The 19,754-nt window shown below is 41.5% G+C and carries 19 protein-coding genes; all 19 read left to right on the top strand.

Going from position 1 to position 19,754, the window contains the following annotated elements:
- The first annotated feature begins 142 nt into the window (after positions 1–142).
- The 19 genes from E4K67_RS12415 to E4K67_RS12320 all read left to right on the top strand — a co-directional run bounded on the left by E4K67_RS12415 (position 143) and on the right by E4K67_RS12320 (position 19,730).
- Positions 143–1,072 carry a hypothetical protein gene (locus E4K67_RS12415; protein ID WP_135547157.1) on the top strand — a complete coding sequence of 310 codons (930 nt, stop codon included), beginning with the start codon at positions 143–145 and terminating at the stop codon, positions 1,070–1,072.
- Between the two features lie 472 nt (positions 1,073–1,544).
- On the top strand, positions 1,545–1,820 hold the full coding sequence (locus E4K67_RS12410) for a hypothetical protein (protein WP_158408467.1): 276 nt from the start codon (positions 1,545–1,547) through the stop codon (positions 1,818–1,820).
- A 15-nt stretch (positions 1,821–1,835) separates the two neighbouring features.
- Positions 1,836–2,027 carry an antitoxin VbhA family protein gene (locus E4K67_RS12405; RefSeq protein WP_135547153.1) on the top strand — a complete coding sequence of 64 codons (192 nt, stop codon included), beginning with the start codon at positions 1,836–1,838 and terminating at the stop codon, positions 2,025–2,027.
- Positions 2,011–2,661 (top strand): Fic/DOC family protein, encoded by a 651-nt coding sequence (locus tag E4K67_RS12400; protein WP_243454441.1) that lies wholly within the window; start codon positions 2,011–2,013, stop codon positions 2,659–2,661. The genes E4K67_RS12405 and E4K67_RS12400 overlap by 17 nt, the downstream gene beginning before the upstream one ends.
- Before the next feature lie 25 nt (positions 2,662–2,686).
- Positions 2,687–3,562 (top strand): TOTE conflict system archaeo-eukaryotic primase domain-containing protein, encoded by an 876-nt coding sequence (locus tag E4K67_RS12395; RefSeq protein ID WP_243454440.1) that lies wholly within the window; start codon positions 2,687–2,689, stop codon positions 3,560–3,562.
- Between the two features lie 284 nt (positions 3,563–3,846).
- Positions 3,847–4,305, top strand: coding sequence for a MarR family winged helix-turn-helix transcriptional regulator (locus E4K67_RS12390; protein WP_135547150.1), 459 nt, complete (start codon positions 3,847–3,849; stop codon positions 4,303–4,305).
- A 117-nt stretch (positions 4,306–4,422) separates the two neighbouring features.
- Positions 4,423–5,403, top strand: a complete 981-nt coding sequence (locus tag E4K67_RS12385; protein ID WP_135547148.1) for an aldo/keto reductase — start codon at positions 4,423–4,425, stop codon at positions 5,401–5,403.
- Positions 5,404–5,992: 589 nt separating this feature from the next.
- A complete protein-coding gene (locus E4K67_RS12380) occupies positions 5,993–6,889 on the top strand; it encodes a DUF3102 domain-containing protein (RefSeq protein WP_135547146.1) in 897 nt (298 codons plus the stop codon).
- Positions 6,890–7,133: 244 nt separating this feature from the next.
- Complete coding sequence (locus tag E4K67_RS12375) at positions 7,134–7,328, top strand: antitoxin VbhA family protein (protein ID WP_135547144.1); 195 nt, start codon at positions 7,134–7,136, stop codon at positions 7,326–7,328.
- A 1-nt stretch (position 7,329) separates the two neighbouring features.
- Positions 7,330–7,680, top strand: a complete 351-nt coding sequence (locus tag E4K67_RS12370) for a hypothetical protein (RefSeq protein WP_135547142.1) — start codon at positions 7,330–7,332, stop codon at positions 7,678–7,680.
- 149 nt (positions 7,681–7,829) lie between these two features.
- The gene (locus E4K67_RS12365; protein ID WP_135547140.1) at positions 7,830–8,057 is read left to right on the top strand and encodes a type II toxin-antitoxin system Phd/YefM family antitoxin; all 228 of its coding nucleotides are present in this window, start codon (positions 7,830–7,832) and stop codon (positions 8,055–8,057) included.
- On the top strand, positions 8,041–8,454 hold the full coding sequence (locus tag E4K67_RS12360) for a type II toxin-antitoxin system VapC family toxin (RefSeq protein ID WP_135547139.1): 414 nt from the start codon (positions 8,041–8,043) through the stop codon (positions 8,452–8,454). Before E4K67_RS12365 ends, E4K67_RS12360 begins: the two co-directional genes overlap by 17 nt.
- 813 nt (positions 8,455–9,267) lie before the next feature.
- A complete protein-coding gene (locus tag E4K67_RS12355) occupies positions 9,268–10,845 on the top strand; it encodes an SWIM zinc finger family protein (protein ID WP_243454439.1) in 1,578 nt (525 codons plus the stop codon).
- Positions 10,846–11,298: 453 nt separating this feature from the next.
- Positions 11,299–12,213: a substrate-binding domain-containing protein gene (locus E4K67_RS12345; RefSeq protein ID WP_135547135.1), complete on the top strand. Its 915-nt coding sequence runs from the start codon at positions 11,299–11,301 to the stop codon at positions 12,211–12,213.
- 5 nt (positions 12,214–12,218) lie between these two features.
- Positions 12,219–13,679, top strand: a complete 1,461-nt coding sequence (locus E4K67_RS12340; RefSeq protein ID WP_158408466.1) for a sensor histidine kinase — start codon at positions 12,219–12,221, stop codon at positions 13,677–13,679.
- Positions 13,648–14,292, top strand: coding sequence for a response regulator (locus E4K67_RS12335; RefSeq protein WP_243454438.1), 645 nt, complete (start codon positions 13,648–13,650; stop codon positions 14,290–14,292). The genes E4K67_RS12340 and E4K67_RS12335 overlap by 32 nt, the downstream gene beginning before the upstream one ends.
- A gap of 112 nt (positions 14,293–14,404) precedes the next feature.
- Complete coding sequence (locus tag E4K67_RS12330; RefSeq protein WP_135547131.1) at positions 14,405–15,295, top strand: 4Fe-4S dicluster domain-containing protein; 891 nt, start codon at positions 14,405–14,407, stop codon at positions 15,293–15,295.
- A 21-nt stretch (positions 15,296–15,316) separates the two neighbouring features.
- Entirely contained in the window at positions 15,317–16,621 is a 1,305-nt protein-coding gene (gene nrfD, locus E4K67_RS12325; protein WP_135547129.1) for an NrfD/PsrC family molybdoenzyme membrane anchor subunit, read from the top strand.
- Entirely contained in the window at positions 16,584–19,730 is a 3,147-nt protein-coding gene (locus E4K67_RS12320; RefSeq protein ID WP_199242533.1) for a molybdopterin dinucleotide binding domain-containing protein, read from the top strand. The genes nrfD and E4K67_RS12320 overlap by 38 nt, the downstream gene beginning before the upstream one ends.
- The last annotated feature ends 24 nt before the right edge of the window (positions 19,731–19,754 follow it).

The following is a 19,754-nucleotide window of genomic DNA, read 5'->3' as shown; positions in this document are numbered from 1 at the left end:
CAGCATTTAAGTTATTTCAGTTCACAACATATGTAAATGATAATGATGGTTTATTTGAACAGTTAGACAATCTATGCAATATTATGCTCGTCGCACCCCCCCGGACTTTGTATGACATCGTTCTAAGAGGTGATTAATAAGAGTGTTTAACCGTGAGATTCGTAATTCTGTTGCTAATACGTTAAACAGAATGAGAAAGTTTGCTAGGCGCAAAGAAGAGCTGCCGAATCTTAAATTAACATTGCGGGATTTAGAACAAACATGGGCATCAATACAAGCCGACATGTACAAGGATAAAAAAAGATCAAAGGGTATTGTTGGAAAGGAGCATAGTTTAGCACAACTAAATATTATAAGCTTGATGATGATGAGTACAGCTGTAAAAGATTCTATAGAGAACAACAGAATCATTCAATGGAGTATCCAGGGAATAGAGCCGACCTCGGTTATTGCCAATTTACTTATTCAAGCATGTAACTATTCGATATCAATTGTCAAACTAATTGAAGCCGGATTAGGTACGCCTGCTCATACACTATTGAAATCTTTGCAAGAGTTGTGTTGGTTAACACTTACTCTTTGTTCCGAACGAGAAAAAATGGAGCAATATTGTAAGCTAAGGGGCTCGAAGAATACTGAAGAGCTATGGTATAAACATTTTCGTCCGGTAAAACTAAAGAAAAGCATAAGAAAATTAGAAGGGGTACTAGATTTTCCGTTCGATTTAACGAAGGAATTGAATGAAATTCGTGATACCTCATATCGAAACGAGTCTAATTTTTCTCATCATCGTTTTTATGAGAGCATGGCAACGGCGTATAAGCCTAAAGAAGCATGTTTTGTACCAAATTTCTCTGGGGATCTTAATGAGGGATGTAGGAAAACCTTGGATTCTTTGAATTTTAATCTATGGTACCTGCTTCAAACTTTAATTAAGATATTTGGTGAAATCCACCATTGGCAGGACGTTGAATTTAGTGAGGTATGGTTATTAACTATCTCGTTTATAGAATGCGCTAAAGAAGCGTTTTTTGTTCAATTTAATGAAGCGGAAAGTGATAACGCCACGTAAGGGGTTCACAATATTAGTGATGATAATTGGGTAGTAACCCATTGCAGAAGATTAAGCGCAGAGAGAGGAAGTTTACGCGTTGGTAGTGAGTAATGGCAAGAAGATACCTCGCCCAAAAGGGATTTTTATGAAAGCATATATAGGTGTCGATTTTCAACTCCTGCGGGCAATTCAGACATAACGTGATTCTTGTAAGAAAACATGGGACTACGATACATAAGAATTTGGTGAGAGTTATGATCTACGGTTAGATCGATATTAAAAGTGGATTTAAAGTTTTGATATTTTGCGAATTTAGCAAATAGGAATCAATTTACGTACACGACTTTTGCTTAGTACTTTGACACTAAAGTACTATTGAGCTATACTTATTATGGTAGCATCAACAACTACCTGTAGCTCAAAGTAAGGGGATTGTTGTTTTTTCTATGAATATATTTCCACGGCAATTTTGAAAGGAATTGGTATTCCAATGAGCAAGTTAGAGGAAAGAGAAGCTGTAGTTAGAAGAAAAAGCACTGTAAAAACAAAAGTGAATGATGATAGCACGGAGAAGACAGAACAACCGCAAAAGGCCGTTCAGAGCAACTCTGAACAAACTGATAAATTGATACAGCGTTCTTACTATTTAACAGATAAATTGCAAAAGGCAATTACGATTAAAACGGCCGAAGGTGATCTTGACAAAAGCGGCGTTGTAAGGGAAGCGTTGAAGCTGTACTTGGCTGATATATTAGAAAAGATATAAATGGAGGGTAAGCATATGAGCACACAAAAAGACAAGGCGTGGGATTACGCATTAGGGATTATTAAGGTTGATGGATTAGAGCCTTCACCGGAATTTTTAAAACTTGTAGAGAAAGAAAAGAGGGGTGAAATCACAACAAACGATATAATCAAAACCTTGAATGAGAGATACAAAATGAAAGAGGAAAGGAATGGTGATGATGCGTGACCCATACCTTTACCCGAACACCGAGGTTTTGAAAAATAAACTCAGAGTGCTTGACAATGAAAAGCTAAATACCATAGAAGCAGAATATACAAGCACAAGGCTAAAGGAAATAATGGAGAATCCCATTAAAGGCAATTTTGATTTTGATCATTTGTGCCGTATGCACGGCTATATTTTTCAGGATTTATATGATTGGGCAGGCCAGCCAAGAATCATAAATATTGAAAAATCAGAGCCGGTTTTAGGTGGAATTTCTATAGAGTATTCGGATTTCCAGGATATAAAATTTGTGACCTCTTGCGTACTGTCAAAGATGGAAGAGGTAGATTGGGAAAGGTTTTCGCTTGATGAAAAAGCAGAATCTCTGTCAAAATACATGGCTGAATTATGGAAAGTACATATTTTTCGTGAGGGCAATACAAGAACAATCGTGACGTTTATCTGCCAGTATACAGAAAGAAAAGGCTTCAAGTTAGATACAGAATTATTTGAACAGAATAGTGCCTACGTGAGAAGCGCTTTAGTTGCTGCTTCAGCTGTGTTTAAAGGTCTTGGAGATAAATCGAAACCGCAGTATTTAGTTAAGATTGTCAAGGACGCCTTAAAAAGAGGAGAGTCGGGCATAATAGAGTAGGTTAAGGTAATAAAAGGGTGGCAATATGACCTTTGAAGAACTGCTTGAAAAGTATCAAGCAGTGTTGCTCGAAAACGGTATCCTAAAAGAAGAAATAAAAAGTTTAAATACTAAGCTCGGTGTTTCTGAACATCGGGCTATTCCTTATGGGAGTTCAGATGATGTTTCTCTGGATAGTCTATTCCCGACCCCTAATACATTTTCAGAAGTATCTAATCATGGATCAGTTGGCAAACCTTTGCAATCTAACATAAACAGCATGTCAGACCCCGAGGACAAAATCCAGCTATTTATGTCACTATTTAAAGGACGGGATGATGTTTATGCCAAACGGTGGGAAAACAAAAAGAAGGGGACTAATGGATATTCGCAGTGCTGCTTGAATGAATGGAAATCTGAACTATGCAGAAAGCCAAAGGTAAAATGTACTGCTTGCTCCAATAAGGCCTATGCTCGTTTGGATGAAAAGGCTATTGACGATCATCTGCGAGGTCGTGGTAATTTAGTTGCGGGAATATATCCTCTGTGTCTTGATGATACGTGTTACTTTTTAGCAATTGACTTTGATGATGGAGAGTGGCAGAAGGATATTTTGCAGCTTAGAGAAGTCTGTTCAGAATTTGATTTTCCTATAGCCATTGAACGCTCGCGGTCAGGAAATGGAGCCCATGCTTGGATTTTCTTTGAAAGCCCCATTGTCGCAACTTTAGCAAGAAAACTCGCTGCTGGAGTAAGTTTAATTTTCAAATCGAATATACACCAAAAATATGCCGTCATTGACCAACGAATCGTATGGTATGGGAGTATCAATCTTTTAAGTTTTGGAAGTGCTGAAGAAAGTATCATGCGACTGGATAGCCCAAACATTGCTAATGAATTAATCATGAGCATGGACAAATAACAGTCCTACCTGCGATGTGGGAAATAGCAATAGCACGCAAACTCGATAGTAAATGAATATTCAAATGAATATTCTTATTCTAAAGAGGTCTATGCACAGTTGTGTCAAACTGGATATGTACCATAGACCAAGCGCTTCCCGGAGACGACTGCCCTGAGTTGCGGGAAGCATTGCTCACCAAGGTCAAGGGGTGGTTGACAAATTACTAAAAGTTGTCTTACGTATTGACTAAAATAGAAACTCAATATATAATGTAGACATCTACACAATATAAGGAGATATCTATGCAAAGTGTTTTCGACAAATATCCATATAGTCTATATATTAAGCTTATTGCGCAAAAGATTCGGGAAATAACCGACCAGCTGCTGCTGGATTATGGCTTGAATACCTCTCAAGCGATTCTTCTGTGGCATATTAATCAGTCAATAGAGGAAAATATTGAAATAAACCGAAAGTTTCTTGAGAAAACAATGGCTTTAAGTGGTCCGTCTGTAACAAACTTATTGAACGGTCTGGAGAAAGGCGGATTTATATCGCGCAATAACAACCCTTCCGACGGACGTAACCTAAGTATTGATGTAACAGCCAAAGCCAAGCATTTCATCAATGATAAGAGTTCTGCGTTATCAAAATCTGAGGAATTGGTAACGGAAGGTATGTCAGCTGCCGAAAAAGCAATGTTTGTATCTCTGCTGACCCGTGCTTTTGAAAACGTGGACAAGCAATTGTCAAAGCCATGATTTTGCTATGTAATCGAGTATTTTTTTAAACAAAAAAGTAGACGGCTACATGTAAACGCAGCATTATACACAAACTAATAAAAATGAAACATTGGAAAAATTTAGGAGGTTATCATTATGAATTATCAAAAAAACGGACTGGATATATCCAGGATAGGACTTGGCTGCGGTCATATGTCCAATGCCAATGAAACTGATAAGGGGAAAGGCATCGCTGCAATTCATGCGGCATTAGAGAACGGGATCAATCATTTCAACACAGCGGATTTTTACGGCGCTGGCCGAAGCGAGATGTTAATTGCTGAAGCGATGAAGGGGTATAACCGGGATAAATATTTTATATCATTGAAGTTTGGAATTTTGTGTGGGCCTAACGGCTCATCTTACGGATTGGATGTTACACCCGATAATGTGAAAAATTATCTCACATATTCGCTCAAAAGACTTAATCTCGACTATATTGATCTTTATCTGCCGGGAAGAATTGATCTGGGGATACCAGTTGAAGAAACCATCGGTGCCATTTCCGATCTGGTGAAAGCTGGCTATGTAAAGCATGTCGGCGTCAGCCAGGTTGATACTGATATATTGAGAAGAGCACATGCAACGCATCCAATAAGCTTGGTGGAATCCGAATACTCACTTTTTAACAGAAGCATTGAAAAAGATATTTTGCCAACTACACGGGAACTTGGGATCGGTGTTGTCGCTTTTGGTGCTGTGGCGCATGGGCTTCTTGCAGGCAATTGGACAGAAGAGCGAATCCAAAAGAGTAAAGGTGGCTTTATTCCGTTGTTTTTTGAAGATAATATTGTGAAAAATGTTGCTTTGACCAAAAGGCTGGCTGAGATTGCCGCCAAGAAACAAATATCGGTATCACAACTGGCGTTTGTATGGATGTTATCAAAAGGGGAAGACATTATTCCGCTCATTGGCAGCTTATCACCGGCGCATATTCAAGAGGCTTTGCAGTCACTTGATATTCGTCTGACGGAAGATGATATTAAGGAAATTGAAGAAGCTGTACCTGAAAATGAGATAGCTGGAGCTTCTTTCCCCAATAGGAAATTTAGAAACGGTAAACCAGTTCGTGAATAAAGACATCAAATTGAGGAAGAAAAAATGAAATCACACGCAGATCAAGGAAAAGAGATGATAATGTTATGAGCCTGAACAGAGGTGTTAGATTATGGAGACGTCAAATCCAAAGCAAGCACTTTGGACCAAGGACTTTTTACTTGTTACCGTAGTTCCTGACTTTAGGAGATAGAAGGGTAGAAAATCGCCAAATTGCTTGGTATACAGGCGATTCGGAAATTTTTAAAATGTCCTATTATTTTAGGTTATTTGTCAAGTCTAATTTTGTGCATGAACGAAACTTGGTCAAATGGAAGGCCGCAGAGAAATGTCTTGGGGTAATATTGAGGAGCTAAGGAAGATTTATAGTACTAGGAAGACAAATCAAGAAATTTCAGAATAAAACAATTTAATATACTATGAGAACGATTAACTTCAGGCTACAGGTTTGGAGGCATTAAAAAGATTCTAAAAAGGAAAGTACCCCGCTGTTTCGACCAAACAGCGGGGTACTTTCCTAGATTAAAAAGCCTGACGACTGAGGTTGTCACACTCTTAAGCCTGGCCACATATCCTAAGAGTGAAATTAGCCCCAAGGAGTGTGGATATTATGACTGATACAGTAACTAATACAGTAACTGATGTCATCAGCGGACGCACCACGCAGGTAATCGCGGCTGAAATTAACATGATCAAATACCAGGCTGAGAGGGTCTACCTTGCCGCCGCCGTCGAGATCGGAAGGCGGCTGACGGAAGCCAAGGCCCTGCTCAAGTATGGAGAATGGGGCAAGTGGCTGAAAGAGTCGGTCAGTTACTCTCAGAGTACGGCCGACAGATTTATGAAGGTCTTCAGAGAATACGGGAGCAAACTGCTTGATGCTTCCGACAGCAACTCAGATTACGCACCAGTGCGCAATCTGACATACTCCCAGGCAGTGATCCTCTTAGGAGTCCCGGAAGAAGGTCGAGAACAGTTCATCATCGATATGGATATCGAGGGAATGACTAATCAGGAACTCAGGAAAGCGGTCAATGAACGGACGCAGGTCCGGCAAGAAAAAGACCAGGCCCTGCAGGAGAACGCGGACCTCCAGAAAACAGTTGAAGACCAAAGCGGTATCATCACCGAGCTGACTAGGGAGCTTGCCAATCTGAAGGTCCAATTCGAGAACGTCAAGACGTCCAAAGTGGAACTCGATAAAACGGCCAGGCAACTGAAGGATTCGCTGGAGTCGCTCCAACAAAGTTCATCCGCCAAGGGCTATGAGAGGATGAAAGCGAACTTCATTAATACGTCGCTCAAGGTCAAGGCCAACCATATCGCCTTCCTCTGTGAAAACCTGGATAAAACCATTAAGGAAGTCAAGCATGAGCTGCTCCAAATCGCCCCCAATGATAAGGAGACGTATATCACTTATAAGAATAAAGTTTACGATCTTTTGAAGGTGTGGCTTAAGGACGAGACCTGGAGCAGGCAAGCTCGCCCCGGCGGAGATACGCAGTAAGGAATAAAGTCCTTATAGAGAAGAAGGGGAGTGAGGAGAGATTATTGGATTTGCTTCGCTCCAAAGCCTAATTAAGGCAGAGGATATTGACGAGAATTTATGGAGAGATGCGCTCTCTCTTTTTTGTTGCAATATAGCTATAGGCCATGGGGCAGCTGATAAAGATTGTTCTGAATATAAAGTATTCAGAACAAATTGTCTTTGAGCTTAAAATTGCATATGATACTATCAAGAGGTGATTGTATTGGCAAGGAAAACTCCAAGAGTTACAACGAATAATCGGGTGATTTCTGGTGTAAGTGCATCGATGGCTTTTGAAGGATTGAAGCCAAGTACGCATGCGAAGGCAATTGGGAAACGGTACCTTGAAGATAAGATCAGCAGTGGGGAAGCTGTCGCAGGTATAAAAGCTAGGCACGCTTCTAAATTTGGACGCTAAAATGAAAAGTGGCAGTGGCTTTTCAAAGTACGATTCTAAAGAAATTAACCGATCTGTCTATTATTACAAAGATGTCGATGTATTGATTAATAAAGAAAACATTAAGGATGCAAATGCCTTAGCTGAATATGAGGCTGATATGACAATGCTTCGGCAATACCAGCTTGAAAAAGAGCAGATGGTGAAAGGCAGATTTGGAATCACCCACTTAAAAAGAATACATGGGTATATCTTTCAAGATATCTATCCTTTTGCTGGCAAATTAAGGACTGAGAATATTGAGAAGGGTTCTACACATTTCTGTAAAAGCCAGTTTATTGTTGGCGAGACATATGTAGGTGGTTTTCAGTGACATTTTACCCAACAATATTTATAAATTATAGTGATGTTTGATTTGACAGGAAACTACTTCCCTCTACATAAAATCGCACGATTCACACTTGTAACATCGTGCGATTTTGATATAATGAAATCATCTATTTTGGACAAGGGGTGGTTTGAATGCTTATTACCGCGACTGAATTTAAAAAAAACATCGGAAAGTATTTAACACTCGTTAATGATGAGGAAATTATCATCACGAAGAATGGAAAGGGTATTGCAAAACTCACTCCTTTAAAAGAAGACAAGGTGGAAATTATGAAGTCGTTTTTTGGTTCTCTCTCTACTGATATTTCTTTAGAACAGTCAAGAGAAGAAAGGTTAAAGAAATATGAACGTACTGATTGATACAAATGTCATTCTTGATGCAGGGCTAAGCCGTATACCTTTCAATGTTTCCGCAGAAAAGATTTTACTTCTTGTTGCAGATGAAAAGGTGAATGCATCCATTACTGCAAGCTCTGTAACTGATATCTACTATTTCCTTAAGAGAGATTATCATGATAGTGATCGAGCAAAGGAAATGCTTATTAATTTTTTCAACATATTTGAAGTTATTGACGTAACAAAAAGTGATTGTGAAAAGGCACTCGGTCTGCCAATGGATGATTATGAAGATGCCTTATTAGCAACTTGTGCTAAACGCAGGAGAATTGAGTTAATCATTACTCGCGATCTGAAAGACTTTGCTGAGTCACCAGTTAAAGCCATTGCCCCTGATGACTTCCTTACTAATTATTTCTAGTATGCATTATTCTTTTAGGAACACTTTGAGAAAAGTAACCTCGACTTGATAAATTCAAGCCGTAGTTACTTTTCTGCTAAGTTGATGGACACAATAGCATACATGCCGCTGGCAGGAGCGGTCGCTCAGCGATGTTCTCCAGTGTTTGTCATATTTGCTCACACTAGGCTCGTGGTTTGTGGTATTGGACCATCTCGACTACACGCTCTATCTTGTGTCGGGACATCAACCGTAGCGGGTCAAAATAATAACACTAGGTATTTATTGAATGGTGCTGTTACTTAAATAAAAGGTAGCGGCATTTTTTGATGGAACATAAGGCAGTGAGCGGATGGCAATGAACTTTTTTTTATCTTTCTCACAGGTTATAATTGAGTTATTGAATCATAATCGAGCGAATAAATTTGAAACCCCTTTACTCCTTGAGGAATATAAAGACATGTGGAATGATCGAATGTTATTGAGGTTTTGAAACAAGCGGTCGACGAAAGGTGCAGGCTGAAATTCAGAGGGTCATTGATTACTTACTGAAAGAGGGAAAAATATTTTAGTTGAAGGGTTTGGGCAACAGCTGTTGGCAACAATTCTGTGATCATACAATCTAATCCTACTTAAAAAGATAAAAACTCAGGCCTGAGAAGATAGTACGAGGGTGGGTGGTAACAATGAATCTTCACAACTTTTGAAAACTATATCGAGAAAAAGATACTGGCAAGGGGCTATGACTACTACGAGAATAACTATGTAACGTCAGTTGAAGAAACTGAGGAGAATGTCTTTGAGGCAGAGGTTGAAGGCACTGAGCTCTACACGGTGGAGGTCGAACTTGATGATCAGGCGAACATCATCGATACCCAATGCGATTGTCCCTATGATATGGGTGATTATTGCAAACATCAGGTAGCAACATTTCTTGCTGTACGGGATATAAAAAAAAATCTATCCAAAGGATATAACCAGATATCCCAAGATAGTGGGGATTTAGAATCCGTACTTAAATCCCCGGTTCCGAAAAAAAGAAAAGCGCCTAATATCGAAAAAATACTATCTGACAGAACCAAAGAGGAACTGGTTGAATTTTTGCTGGATATCGTTACAGAATATGAAGAAATCAAGCGGCGAATTGAACTGAATTTTGATGATGGAAATGATGAGGCTGAACTATCCAAGGCCATTGCGCTGATTCGTACCTATATTAATAATAAATCAGACAGACATGGATTTGTAGCGTACGGAGATACCGGTGAAGCGGTTAGGGGGGCGGATCTGGTGCTGGAAAAGGCCCATTTTGCTTTAGAAAAGAATAAGACTGTGCATGCTTTACAGCTTAGCCTATGTGTAATCCAGGAGATGATGGATTTACTTCAAGGCGCAGATGATTCAGACGGTGTAATCGGTGGAGTAATTGAGGAAAGCTTAGCCTTGATTGATGAAATGTGTGGGGATAAAGAACTAAAACCAATTCATAAAGAACCTTTGTTTAATAAACTGATCGAAGAAGCATCTCATCGACAATACAACGGTTGGACGGATTGGAGGATAGACCTGCTGGAAAGCTGTTCAGAGCTTGCAGACACTTCGGATTTACGAAGCAAATTGGAAAATTATTTAATCTTAATGCTGGAAAGCGAAAAAGGAGATTCATGGGGTGTCAATTACTTAGCTGAGCGAGTTAATCTCATCCGATATCATTTGGTTGAGAAACATGACGGGCCGAAAAAAGCACAGGAGTTTATTGAAAATAACCTTCAATACTCCAACTTTAGGGAAATGGCAATCAAAAGCGCTATGAACAAAAAGGATTATGACTATGTCATCAAGCTTACCCTTGATGGGGAGGACAAGGATAAAAGCCTGCGTGGACTGGTAAGCCAGTGGAAGAAATACCGGCACGAAGCCTTTAAACTTTCCGGGAAGCTGGATGAACAGCGTGGAATGGCAACGGATTTTATTCTGGACGGAAGCTTCGATTATTACAAGGAATTGAAAAACACCTATGCTACCAATGAGTGGCCATCTGTTTATCCCAAGATCATTTTTTTATTGGAAAACCAGAAGAAGACTTATCAGGATGTCTACACCCGTATTCTAATAGAAGAAGGGGAAAAACAAAAATTACTTAAGTACGTTCAAGGAAGTCCATCATCGGTCGAAACTTATTACAGGCATCTTATTCCTGAATTCAAGGAAGAGGTTTACCTGCTCTTTCTGCAACATATTGAGCAGAGTGCTGCCAGAGCAGGTAACAGGAAAGATTATCAGAGGGTATGTGCCATTATTCGTAATCATAAAAAAGCTGGAGGGAAAGAACGGGTATCGGAAATCATACAGAAGCTTATTAACAAATATGCCAATAGACCGGCATTTAGGGATGAGTTATCTAGAGTATAAATGTCCGCAGCTTGAGCCGGAACTTCGCCGTCTGGTGGATACAGCCAGAAAGCTTTCGCCGGAACAAATAGAATATCTCCTTCTAAATACATTACAACACGTATTAACACGTGTGCAAAGCGTTATCGTGAAGAAAATAGAAATCTTTTCTATGTAATTAAGTGATAGGAGATAAGACAGTAAAAGCGTTGGATGGAATGATACGAGGCAAATAATAAAAGCAATTGGCCGAAACCAAATTGCTTTTGTTGTTTTGTGTGGTGAAGATGGTACACCCTATATGAATTTTTACTTCCCCAACTGGAGGTAAACAACTATAATGAGACGGTATACATCCCTAGAAATGGACAAGCAAAACCAAGGATCACATTGGAATTGCAAACTAATAATAGAACGTGGCAAGTGGATCAATAGAGTACATTTAAGTTGATTAGTAGGGAAGTGAGTTAATTTATGAAGATGCTACCTCGTATAGTTTTATTATGCACAGCGATACTTGCCGTCGTGATCTTGAACGGCTGTGGCAAGGCAGACACTCCGCAACATGTAACACTGTCCAACTTACAGCCCCTGGACAATCCGCCAAAGTCACCTCAGGATGGTTTACGAGTGGCGTTGGCTGTGGGGTTGTCTCCGAGCCAGAGTATTGCTCGATTTCAGGTCTTAACCAAATATTTATCAGAAACGTTAAATCGACCAGTTGAGCTGGTACAGAGAAAAAGTTATAAAGAAGTCGATGATTTGATCCAAGAAGGAAAAGTAGATATTGCTTTTGTTTGTTCATCGTCGTATGTTATAGGCCATGAGCAATTTGGAGAGCGTCTAGTGGCAGTCCCTATCACAAATGGGTCACCGTACTACCAGTCTGTGATTATTGCCGATACTGGTAGTGGAATAAGGAATTGGACTCAGTTAAAGGGCCATAGTTTCGCCTTTGTAGATCCACAATCAACCTCAGGATCCTTATATGCCTTGAGCAAGGTGAAAGATCAGGGAGGCCTAAACTATTTTAAAAGTTACATTTATACCTATGGGCATAGTAATTCGATTGCAGCTGTTAAGGACCGACTAGTCGAGGCGGCTGCGGTCGATAATTATACTCTGGCCGCAGCTTTTGCGAAATCTCCCCAATTAGTGGATTCTATCCGGATAATCGATACATCTCCGAACTATGCGAACAATCCTGTTGTCGCTAGCCCAAGGCTGGATGAACAGTCATTTTTAGCGATACAGAAGGCATTTCTAACTATGCATCAAGATGAAGATGGGCAAGAAGCTTTACAAGTTGCTGGATACGACCAGTTTAAGTTGTTGGAAGACAGTCTCTACGATTCTGTCAGGGAACTCGTTAAGCTGATTGGAGAGTGAATCCAGTGAAATTTTGGGTCATGAGATTAGTAAGGTCGTTATTAGGAATCAGTTTACGTTCCAAAATTGTTGGGCTCGTTGTTAGTTTGCTTCTATTATTATCAGTCACCGTTCTTATCCAAACTGAACGGAGTATTAGCCCTTTTATGAATCAACAACTTGACGCTCAAGGGATTTCCACTGGAAAATATATTGCGGACCGAAGTCCAGAGTACATTTATCGTGGTGACCATTTTAAACTATATACCTTGATTCGAGATGCTCGTAATAGTAACGAAAACATCCGTTATATTTTTATTATTGATGCAGACGAGACGGTTTTAGTTGATACCTTTGGGAATGCCCTGCCCTATGGGCTATTAGCGGCTAACCAAGTAAAACCGAGTGAAGCGTATCATGTTAATGTTATTGATACCGAAGAAGGTCTAGTTCGTGATATAGCTCTGCCCTTATCAGACGGTAAGCTAGGGACCGTGCGTATTGGTATGTCTGTACAGGAAATTACTCAAGCAAAATCTAAGTTGCTAGTCACCCTTTCTATCGCTACCCTGACATTTATGCTGATAGGATTAGTTATGGCGTATCTCCTAGCCCACCTCTTATCAACTCCCTACCGAAGAATGTTTGAGGCAACGAAAATTTACGCCTCGGGTGATCTAAGTTATCGGATTCCTGAATGGTCTATCCAAGACGAGGGTGGGCAATTGACTCACGCGTTTAACCTTATGATAGAATCAATGGAAAAGTCAGCCTTAGAGATCAAAGAATTAAGTAATATGAGGCAGGGGCTAGCCGAAAAGTTGATGCAAGTTCAAGAAGAGGAACGAAGTCATCTGGCGAGGGAACTTCATGACGAAACGAGCCAGTCTCTAGCCTCTCTTCGTCTCGGCTTAAAATATACAGAAAAGGCGCCAACTCTTGAACAGGCAACTGTTCGTTTAATAGAGGTCCGGAAACTATTAGATCAAACGTTTGATGGGATAAGACGATTGATCACAGTTCTTCGGCCTAGTGTATTAGAAGAAGGAGAACTGGGGCAAGCTGTTAAACGATATGCCCAAGAATTTGAAAAGCGGTATGGAATCCAACTAGATATAGAAATTGCTGATGTTTCAGGTAAACTCTCAGGGGAGGTTGCTAGTTCATTGTATCGGATTGTTCAAGAAGCGTTAACGAATATTGCTCGTCATGCCCAAGCTCAGCAGGTAAGCATAGTTCTGACTAATTATTTAGGTGAGGTTAACCTTACCATTGAAGATAACGGCCAAGGATTTAATGTGACGGAAGAATTAGCAAAAAGGGTTGCCAACAGGAAGTTCGGACTTTTTGGAATTCAGGAACGAGTGGCTGTTATAGGTGGAAGTTTCCAGATTGAGTCTGCTCTTGCCCAAGGGACGACCATTTATGTGAAGGTTCCGGAAGGGTTGCGCAGCGATGAAGAAAATAACCGTCCTCTTAGTGGATGACCATCAGGTCATCCGCAAAGGCTTACGTCTAGTGCTGGAAGATAGTGGGGAAATCGAAGTTGTCGGAGAAGCATCGAGTGGTGAAGAAGCCATTGACCTTACGTTCCAGCATTCGCCAGATCTCGTCATTATGGATTTGAGTTTACCAGGCATCGATGGAATTCAAGCGATGATACAGATTAAGAAGAAAAAGCCTGAACAGCGGGTGTTGGTCTTGACAATGCATGAGGACTCCATATACTTAGATAAGGTTTTAGCCGCTGGGGGAAACGGGTTTGTTCTAAAACGGGCAGCCGATGTAGAACTCCTGAGTGCGATTAGGGCCGTCCATCGTGGTGAATTCTATGTGGATACCAGCTTCCAAAAATATTTAGTAACACGTGCTCTTAGTCCCGAGGAACCTGCCAAGATGAAGCGGGCTTTCGAACTAACTCCTCGAGAAAGAGAACTATTGAAATTTATAGCCTTAGGGTATTCCAATATGGAGATTGCTAAGAAACTAAATATTAGTGTCAAGACGGTTGAAAATCATAAAACTAGGATTCATGACAAGTTGGGTATAAATAGCCGATCAAAGTTGGTACGCTACGCAATGGAAAACGGTCTGGTATAGGGGAATTCCCCTATACCAGACCGTTTTTAATGAGGGGATCTCCTCATGTGTAAAGAAGAACGATTAGTTATACTTGACATATTGAGTGATTAAGGTGGAGGAGGTTAATAATATGTCCAAAATAGGTCAAGATGATGGGTCGCAAAAGGTTCCGCGTCGCCAAGTAATTGGCAATATGCTTAAGGCAACCTTGGGTTTGACTGCGGGAATAGCTTTGATATCGACAGGAAAGGCACAGGCAAAACCAGAGAATGAAGAACAACAAACGACAACCTTAGAGCCTTTATCAAAGCAAATTCCTCAGGATAAACTTATTTATAGAATGCACAGAGAATTGTTCAAGGCCCTCGAAAAACCAGTTGCCGAGAGGAACTGGGCGATGGTGATTGATACGCGCAAATGTGTGGGGTGCTTTTCCTGCACGGTGGGTTGTATCGCGGAAAATAAACTACCGCCGGGTGTCGTGTATCGTCCAGTAATCGAGGAAACCCTGGGCTCCTACCCTCATCTAGCTAGGCGTTTTTTACCACGTCCCTGTATGCACTGTACTAATTCTCCTTGTACTAAGGTATGTCCAGTTGCGGCTACGTATAAACGAGAAGATGGGATCGTGGTTATCGACTATGATAAATGTATCGGATGTCGATATTGTATATCAGCTTGTCCGTATGGCGCGCGGACCTTTGACTGGGGAGAGTATCATACTCAAGGCACGCCGAACATTGAGAAATATGAATTAGTGCCCTCGTTTGAGTACGGAGATAAAAGAGAACGAGAAAAGAAGCAATCGCCTATCAATAATACACGAAAGTGTCACTTTTGTTTACATCGTCTCAATGCAGGAATGCTGCCTATGTGCGTGACCACCTGTATCGGACGTGCGACTTATTTTGGGGACAAGAGTGATCCGGAAAGCTTAGTTTTTGAACTAATTGGGAGGTCTAATGTGATGCGGCTCAAAGAGGAATTAGGAACTGAACCTAACGTATTTTATCTCATTTAATTAAGGGAAGGAGGGAAACCTATGCAGAAGCGTCTGTATTATATCCTCTTGCTTATTCTGACCGGAATTGGGTTTTGGTTCGTAGGCATGAGGTTAATGAATGGAATGTTAGTGACTAACTTAACCAGTTATTCTAGTTGGGGTTTATGGGTGGTTTTCTACATTTTCTTCATCGGATTGTCCGCAGGCTCATTTTTGTTATCGACCATGATCTATGTGTTTAAAATGCATGCGCTGGAGAAGATCGGGCGACTTTCACTCTTAAGTGCTTTGTTTTCTTTGGTAGGGGGGTTAATGTTTGTCCTGATTGACTTGGGGCATCCCGAGCGGTTCTGGTATACTCTTGTACACCGTAATTTCACCTCTGTTTTAGAATGGGAAATTCACTTTTATCTCTTATATATCCTGCTTGTGGTGGGGGAGTTGTGGCTCATTATGAGAGATGATCTTTCCTTAATGGCAACTAACGAACCTGGAATTCGTGGAAAACTAGGTCGTTTCCTCTCTATGGGGTATAGGACTGTAGCGAACCCCGAGGGACGTGTAAAGCAATCCCAGTTCGCAGGGCGCTGGGTAAGAATTCTCGGTATGCTTGGAGTTCCTATGGCTATCGCTGTACACGGGGGAACTGGTTCAATCTTCGCAGTACAGATTGCTAAGCCTGCTTTGAACAGTGCAATTATCCCGATTATTTATATTGTTTCCGCACTTGTTTCGGGGGCCGCACTGATTACCTTCCTATACGCTTTCTTCGGTAAAGATGACAAGGATAAACCGAATGTTATAGCGTCGCTCACGAATCTGCTCGTTTTGTTTATCGGAATCGATCTAATATTAGTTTTAGCAGAATTTTTAATTGGTCTATATGGTGGAATACCAGAAGATGTGCATTCATTGAAGGAAATACTTGCGGGGTCTTACGGACCGATTTTCTGGATAGGCCAGATTGGGCTGGCGGTCGTTATCCCTATCCTGTTAATTTACCTATCTCGTAATAAAGAAGGTTCCTATAAGCTGCAAGGGTTGGCAGGTCTATCCACCGTGCTCGGTATCATTGCTGTACGGATCAATTTAGTAATGCCAGCTTATATTACTCCGCAGCTGCATGGGCTAGACAAAGCCTTTGTCGATTCCCGCCTAGTGTATAGCTATTTCCCAAGCACCAATGAGTTTTTTAGTTCCTTAGGGATTATTGCCTTTGTCATTTTAATGTTTAGTGTGGCTTGGGAGCTTCTCCCAATCTTAGAGCGTAATAACCATCCGATTCAAGGAAGGGGGAGCAATGATTATGGAATCAACACCAAAAGGGCAACTCACAAGGCGTGATTTCTTAAAGAGTACAGCCTTTATTGGAGGTACTAGTCTTTTAGCGACCCAAGCAGGGATTTTCGGTAAAGTTGGAATTGCACATGCAGAAACTGAGTCTGGGAGTGCACCCTACGAGTTAGCCAATCAAGAAAATATTCTCTATACGTGCTGCTTACAGTGTACGGTGGCTTGCTCGATTAAAGCCAAGATTTATGATGGTATCTTAGTCAAAATTGACGGAAATCCTTATAGTCCGGCAAATATCGTACCGAACTTACCCTATAGCCTACCCCCTCAAGATGCGACTCGAATCGATGGTAAGCTCTGCCCCAAAGGTCAAGCTGGAATACAGCATGTATACGACCCATATCGACTGCGAAAAGTCCTAAAACGTGCTGGACTCAGAGGATCTGGCGAGTGGAAAGTGATTCCGTTTGAACAAGCTGTAAACGAAATTGTTGATGGAGGACAAATTTTTAAAGAACTGGGGGAAGATCAACAGGTTACTGGACTCAAAGATATAGCTGTTTTGAGGGACGCTAAAGTAGCCAAGGATATGGCGGCAGATGTTGCGGAAATCCGAAAAAAGAAAATGACAGTCGCCCAATTTCAAGAGAAGCATCAAGCACACCTCGAGGTGTTGATTGACCCTGACCACCCAGATTTGGGGCCGAAAAATAATCAGTTTCTCTTTCAAGTCGGTCGTATTCATAATGGTCGAATTGAATTCACGAAACGATTTGTAAACAATACCATGGGCAGTGTTAATTGGATCGAAAAAACCTCACTATGCGGTCAAACCAGCAATAAAGCTTGGGTGCGATCAACGATGGACTACACGGATGGAAAATGGGCAGGCGGTGTCAAAGCGCCTCGCCCTGATTGGACCAATATTGAGTTCGCACTGGTATTAGGTACGATCGTATTTGAGGCTAATTATGGTCCAGTTCAGGAGACTGAACCCATCACGGACGGTTTGGTAAGTGGTCGCTTAAAGTTAGCTGTAGCGGATCCGCGCTTAACGAAGGTTGCGAGTAAAGCGTGGAAATGGCTACCTCTTAAACCCGGAACGGATGCTGCCTTGGGCCTGGCGATGGTCCGATGGATATTAGAAAATAATCGCTATGATCAGAAATATTTAGAAAACGCCAATTCTGCAGCAGCTAAAGAAGATGGAGAAACATCCTGGAGCGATGCCAGTTATCTTGTTAAAGTAATCGATGGACGGCCAGGTAAGTTTCTTCGGGCTGACGAGGTGGGTCTGGGAACCAAGGATCAATTTGTGGTCTATCGTAGTGGGAACTTTATTCCTGCTGATCCGAACGACACCATTAATCCTGTTGAAGGGGACCTTCTGGTTGAAACAGTTTATCAAGAAATCACTCTTAAGACGTCTCTTCAGTTGTTACGAGAAGAAGCCTTTAAGCGGAGTCTCGAGGACTATGCTGAGATCACAGGTTTAAAGTACGATGATATAGTCGATGTCGCGCGCGAATTTACCTCCCATGGTAAGAAGGCGGCGGTGGAGTTTTATCGTGGCTCGGTGAAGCATACGAATGGATGGTATAATGCCCAAGCCTTAATCGCTTTAAACTATTTGATCGGGAATCCTGATTGGAAGGGAGGCTTGACCAAACCTCCTGGTGGCTGGGATTATATAGGTGCTAAACCTGGTAAACCGTATGATATGAGTAAACTACACCCTGGAAAATTATCGGCCTTTGGGGTGCCGATTACCCGAGAAACTTGGCAATATGAAGAGTCCACGCTCTTTGCTGGGTATCCCGCTAAACGACCTTGGTACCCTTTTAGCGGTAACGTAGCCCAAGAAACGTGGCCGTCCATTGCCGATGGATATCCTTATCCGATTAAGGCAGCTCTTCTTTCCAGTCATACTCCGATGTATTCGGTACCAGGTGGGAGTCACCAATTACCAACGCTTCTTGATCCAGCGAAAGTACCGCTTCTGATCGCAGCGGATATCGTAATCGGGGAAACAAGCATGTATGCCGACTATATTTTCCCAGACATATCATATCTTGAACGTTGGACGACCGGTCAAGGTCCCCACCATGTTCGCGTGAAATCAACAGCGATTCGTCAACCTGTCATTCCAGCTTTGACGGATTCGGTGGAAATTGAGGGAGAAGAGTTACCATTGTCACTCGAAACCTTGATGATCGCGATTGCTAGGAAGCTGAATCTTTCAGGATTTGGGGCCGATGGGTTCGGTGCGGGATTACCGCTTAAACGACCTGAGGATTATTATCTTAAGCTCGTGGCTAATATCGCCTATGGAGATAAAGAAGGAGATACTGTCCTTGATGCGGATGATAAAGAACTCGAGCTCTTTAGAAAAGCTCGACGGCATTTATCACCGGAGGTTTTTGAAGAACAAGCCTGGAGAAAGGCCTTAAAACCGACGGAATGGGGCAAGGTGGTTTACGTCCTGAACCGAGGAGGCCGCTTTGAAAGTAATGAAAAAGCTTATGTTGGATCTCAGCAACGCTATTTGTTGGGAGGACTAAAACGCTTCTATATTGAGGAAGTAGCCGTTAGTCGACATTCGATCAGTGGAAAGTACTTCCAAGGTCATGCGATCTATCAGGAAATCCAGGATTCAATGGGTAAATTGATTGAAGCAGAAGGAGACCTTAAACTAATTACCCACAAAGATGTGTTTTCGACTCAATCAAGGACCATTAGCAACTATTGGTCACAGATCGGGCTTCAATCTCAGAACTATGTCCAAATAAGTCGACAGGATGCCCAACGACTGGGACTGAAAAATGGAGACAAGGTTCGAGTCAAGTCCCAGAGTAATCCTGAAGGAGTTCACGATTTAGGCAATGGGAAGCAACGTTATGTTCAAGGAGATATTAAAGTAGTAGAAGGGATACGCCCTGGAGTTGTTGCCGTTTCCACGGGTTATGGACATTGGGCTTACGGGTCTAACGATGTAGTGGTCGATGGGGTGGTGATTAAAGGCGATCCAAGGAGGGCGAAAGGAGTCCATATCAATCCAATTCTACGCTTGGATGATAATCTGAGGGGTACGCCTTTGAGTGAACCGATTGGTGGTAGTGTGTCATTTTATGATACTTGGGTTAATTTAGAAAAAGTATAATAGAACAGAAGCAGATGTGGATCG

Source organism: Desulfosporosinus fructosivorans (genome assembly GCF_004766045.1).
In the GTDB taxonomy this organism is placed as follows: Bacteria; Bacillota; Desulfitobacteriia; order Desulfitobacteriales; family Desulfitobacteriaceae; genus Desulfosporosinus; species Desulfosporosinus fructosivorans.
This window is presented reverse-complemented; position numbering and strand designations above follow the sequence as displayed.

Excerpts from the sequence above, each read along its gene's own strand:
- E4K67_RS12320 (WP_199242533.1), top strand. The coding sequence starts at position 16,584 with ATGGAATCAACACCAAAAGGGCAACTCACAAGGCGTGATTTCTTAAAG.
- E4K67_RS12330 (WP_135547131.1), top strand. The coding sequence starts at position 14,405 with ATGTCCAAAATAGGTCAAGATGATGGGTCGCAAAAGGTTCCGCGTCGC.
- E4K67_RS12380 (WP_135547146.1), top strand. The coding sequence starts at position 5,993 with ATGACTGATACAGTAACTAATACAGTAACTGATGTCATCAGCGGACGC.
- E4K67_RS12345 (WP_135547135.1), top strand. The coding sequence starts at position 11,299 with ATGAAGATGCTACCTCGTATAGTTTTATTATGCACAGCGATACTTGCC.
- nrfD (WP_135547129.1), top strand. The coding sequence starts at position 15,317 with ATGCAGAAGCGTCTGTATTATATCCTCTTGCTTATTCTGACCGGAATT.
- E4K67_RS12410 (WP_158408467.1), top strand. The coding sequence starts at position 1,545 with ATGAGCAAGTTAGAGGAAAGAGAAGCTGTAGTTAGAAGAAAAAGCACT.
- E4K67_RS12385 (WP_135547148.1), top strand. The coding sequence starts at position 4,423 with ATGAATTATCAAAAAAACGGACTGGATATATCCAGGATAGGACTTGGC.
- E4K67_RS12370 (WP_135547142.1), top strand. The coding sequence starts at position 7,330 with ATGAAAAGTGGCAGTGGCTTTTCAAAGTACGATTCTAAAGAAATTAAC.
- E4K67_RS12365 (WP_135547140.1), top strand. The coding sequence starts at position 7,830 with ATGCTTATTACCGCGACTGAATTTAAAAAAAACATCGGAAAGTATTTA.
- E4K67_RS12390 (WP_135547150.1), top strand. The coding sequence starts at position 3,847 with ATGCAAAGTGTTTTCGACAAATATCCATATAGTCTATATATTAAGCTT.
- E4K67_RS12395 (WP_243454440.1), top strand. The coding sequence starts at position 2,687 with ATGACCTTTGAAGAACTGCTTGAAAAGTATCAAGCAGTGTTGCTCGAA.
- E4K67_RS12335 (WP_243454438.1), top strand. The coding sequence starts at position 13,648 with ATGAAGAAAATAACCGTCCTCTTAGTGGATGACCATCAGGTCATCCGC.
- E4K67_RS12405 (WP_135547153.1), top strand. The coding sequence starts at position 1,836 with ATGAGCACACAAAAAGACAAGGCGTGGGATTACGCATTAGGGATTATT.
- E4K67_RS12400 (WP_243454441.1), top strand. The coding sequence starts at position 2,011 with ATGGTGATGATGCGTGACCCATACCTTTACCCGAACACCGAGGTTTTG.
- E4K67_RS12360 (WP_135547139.1), top strand. The coding sequence starts at position 8,041 with ATGAACGTACTGATTGATACAAATGTCATTCTTGATGCAGGGCTAAGC.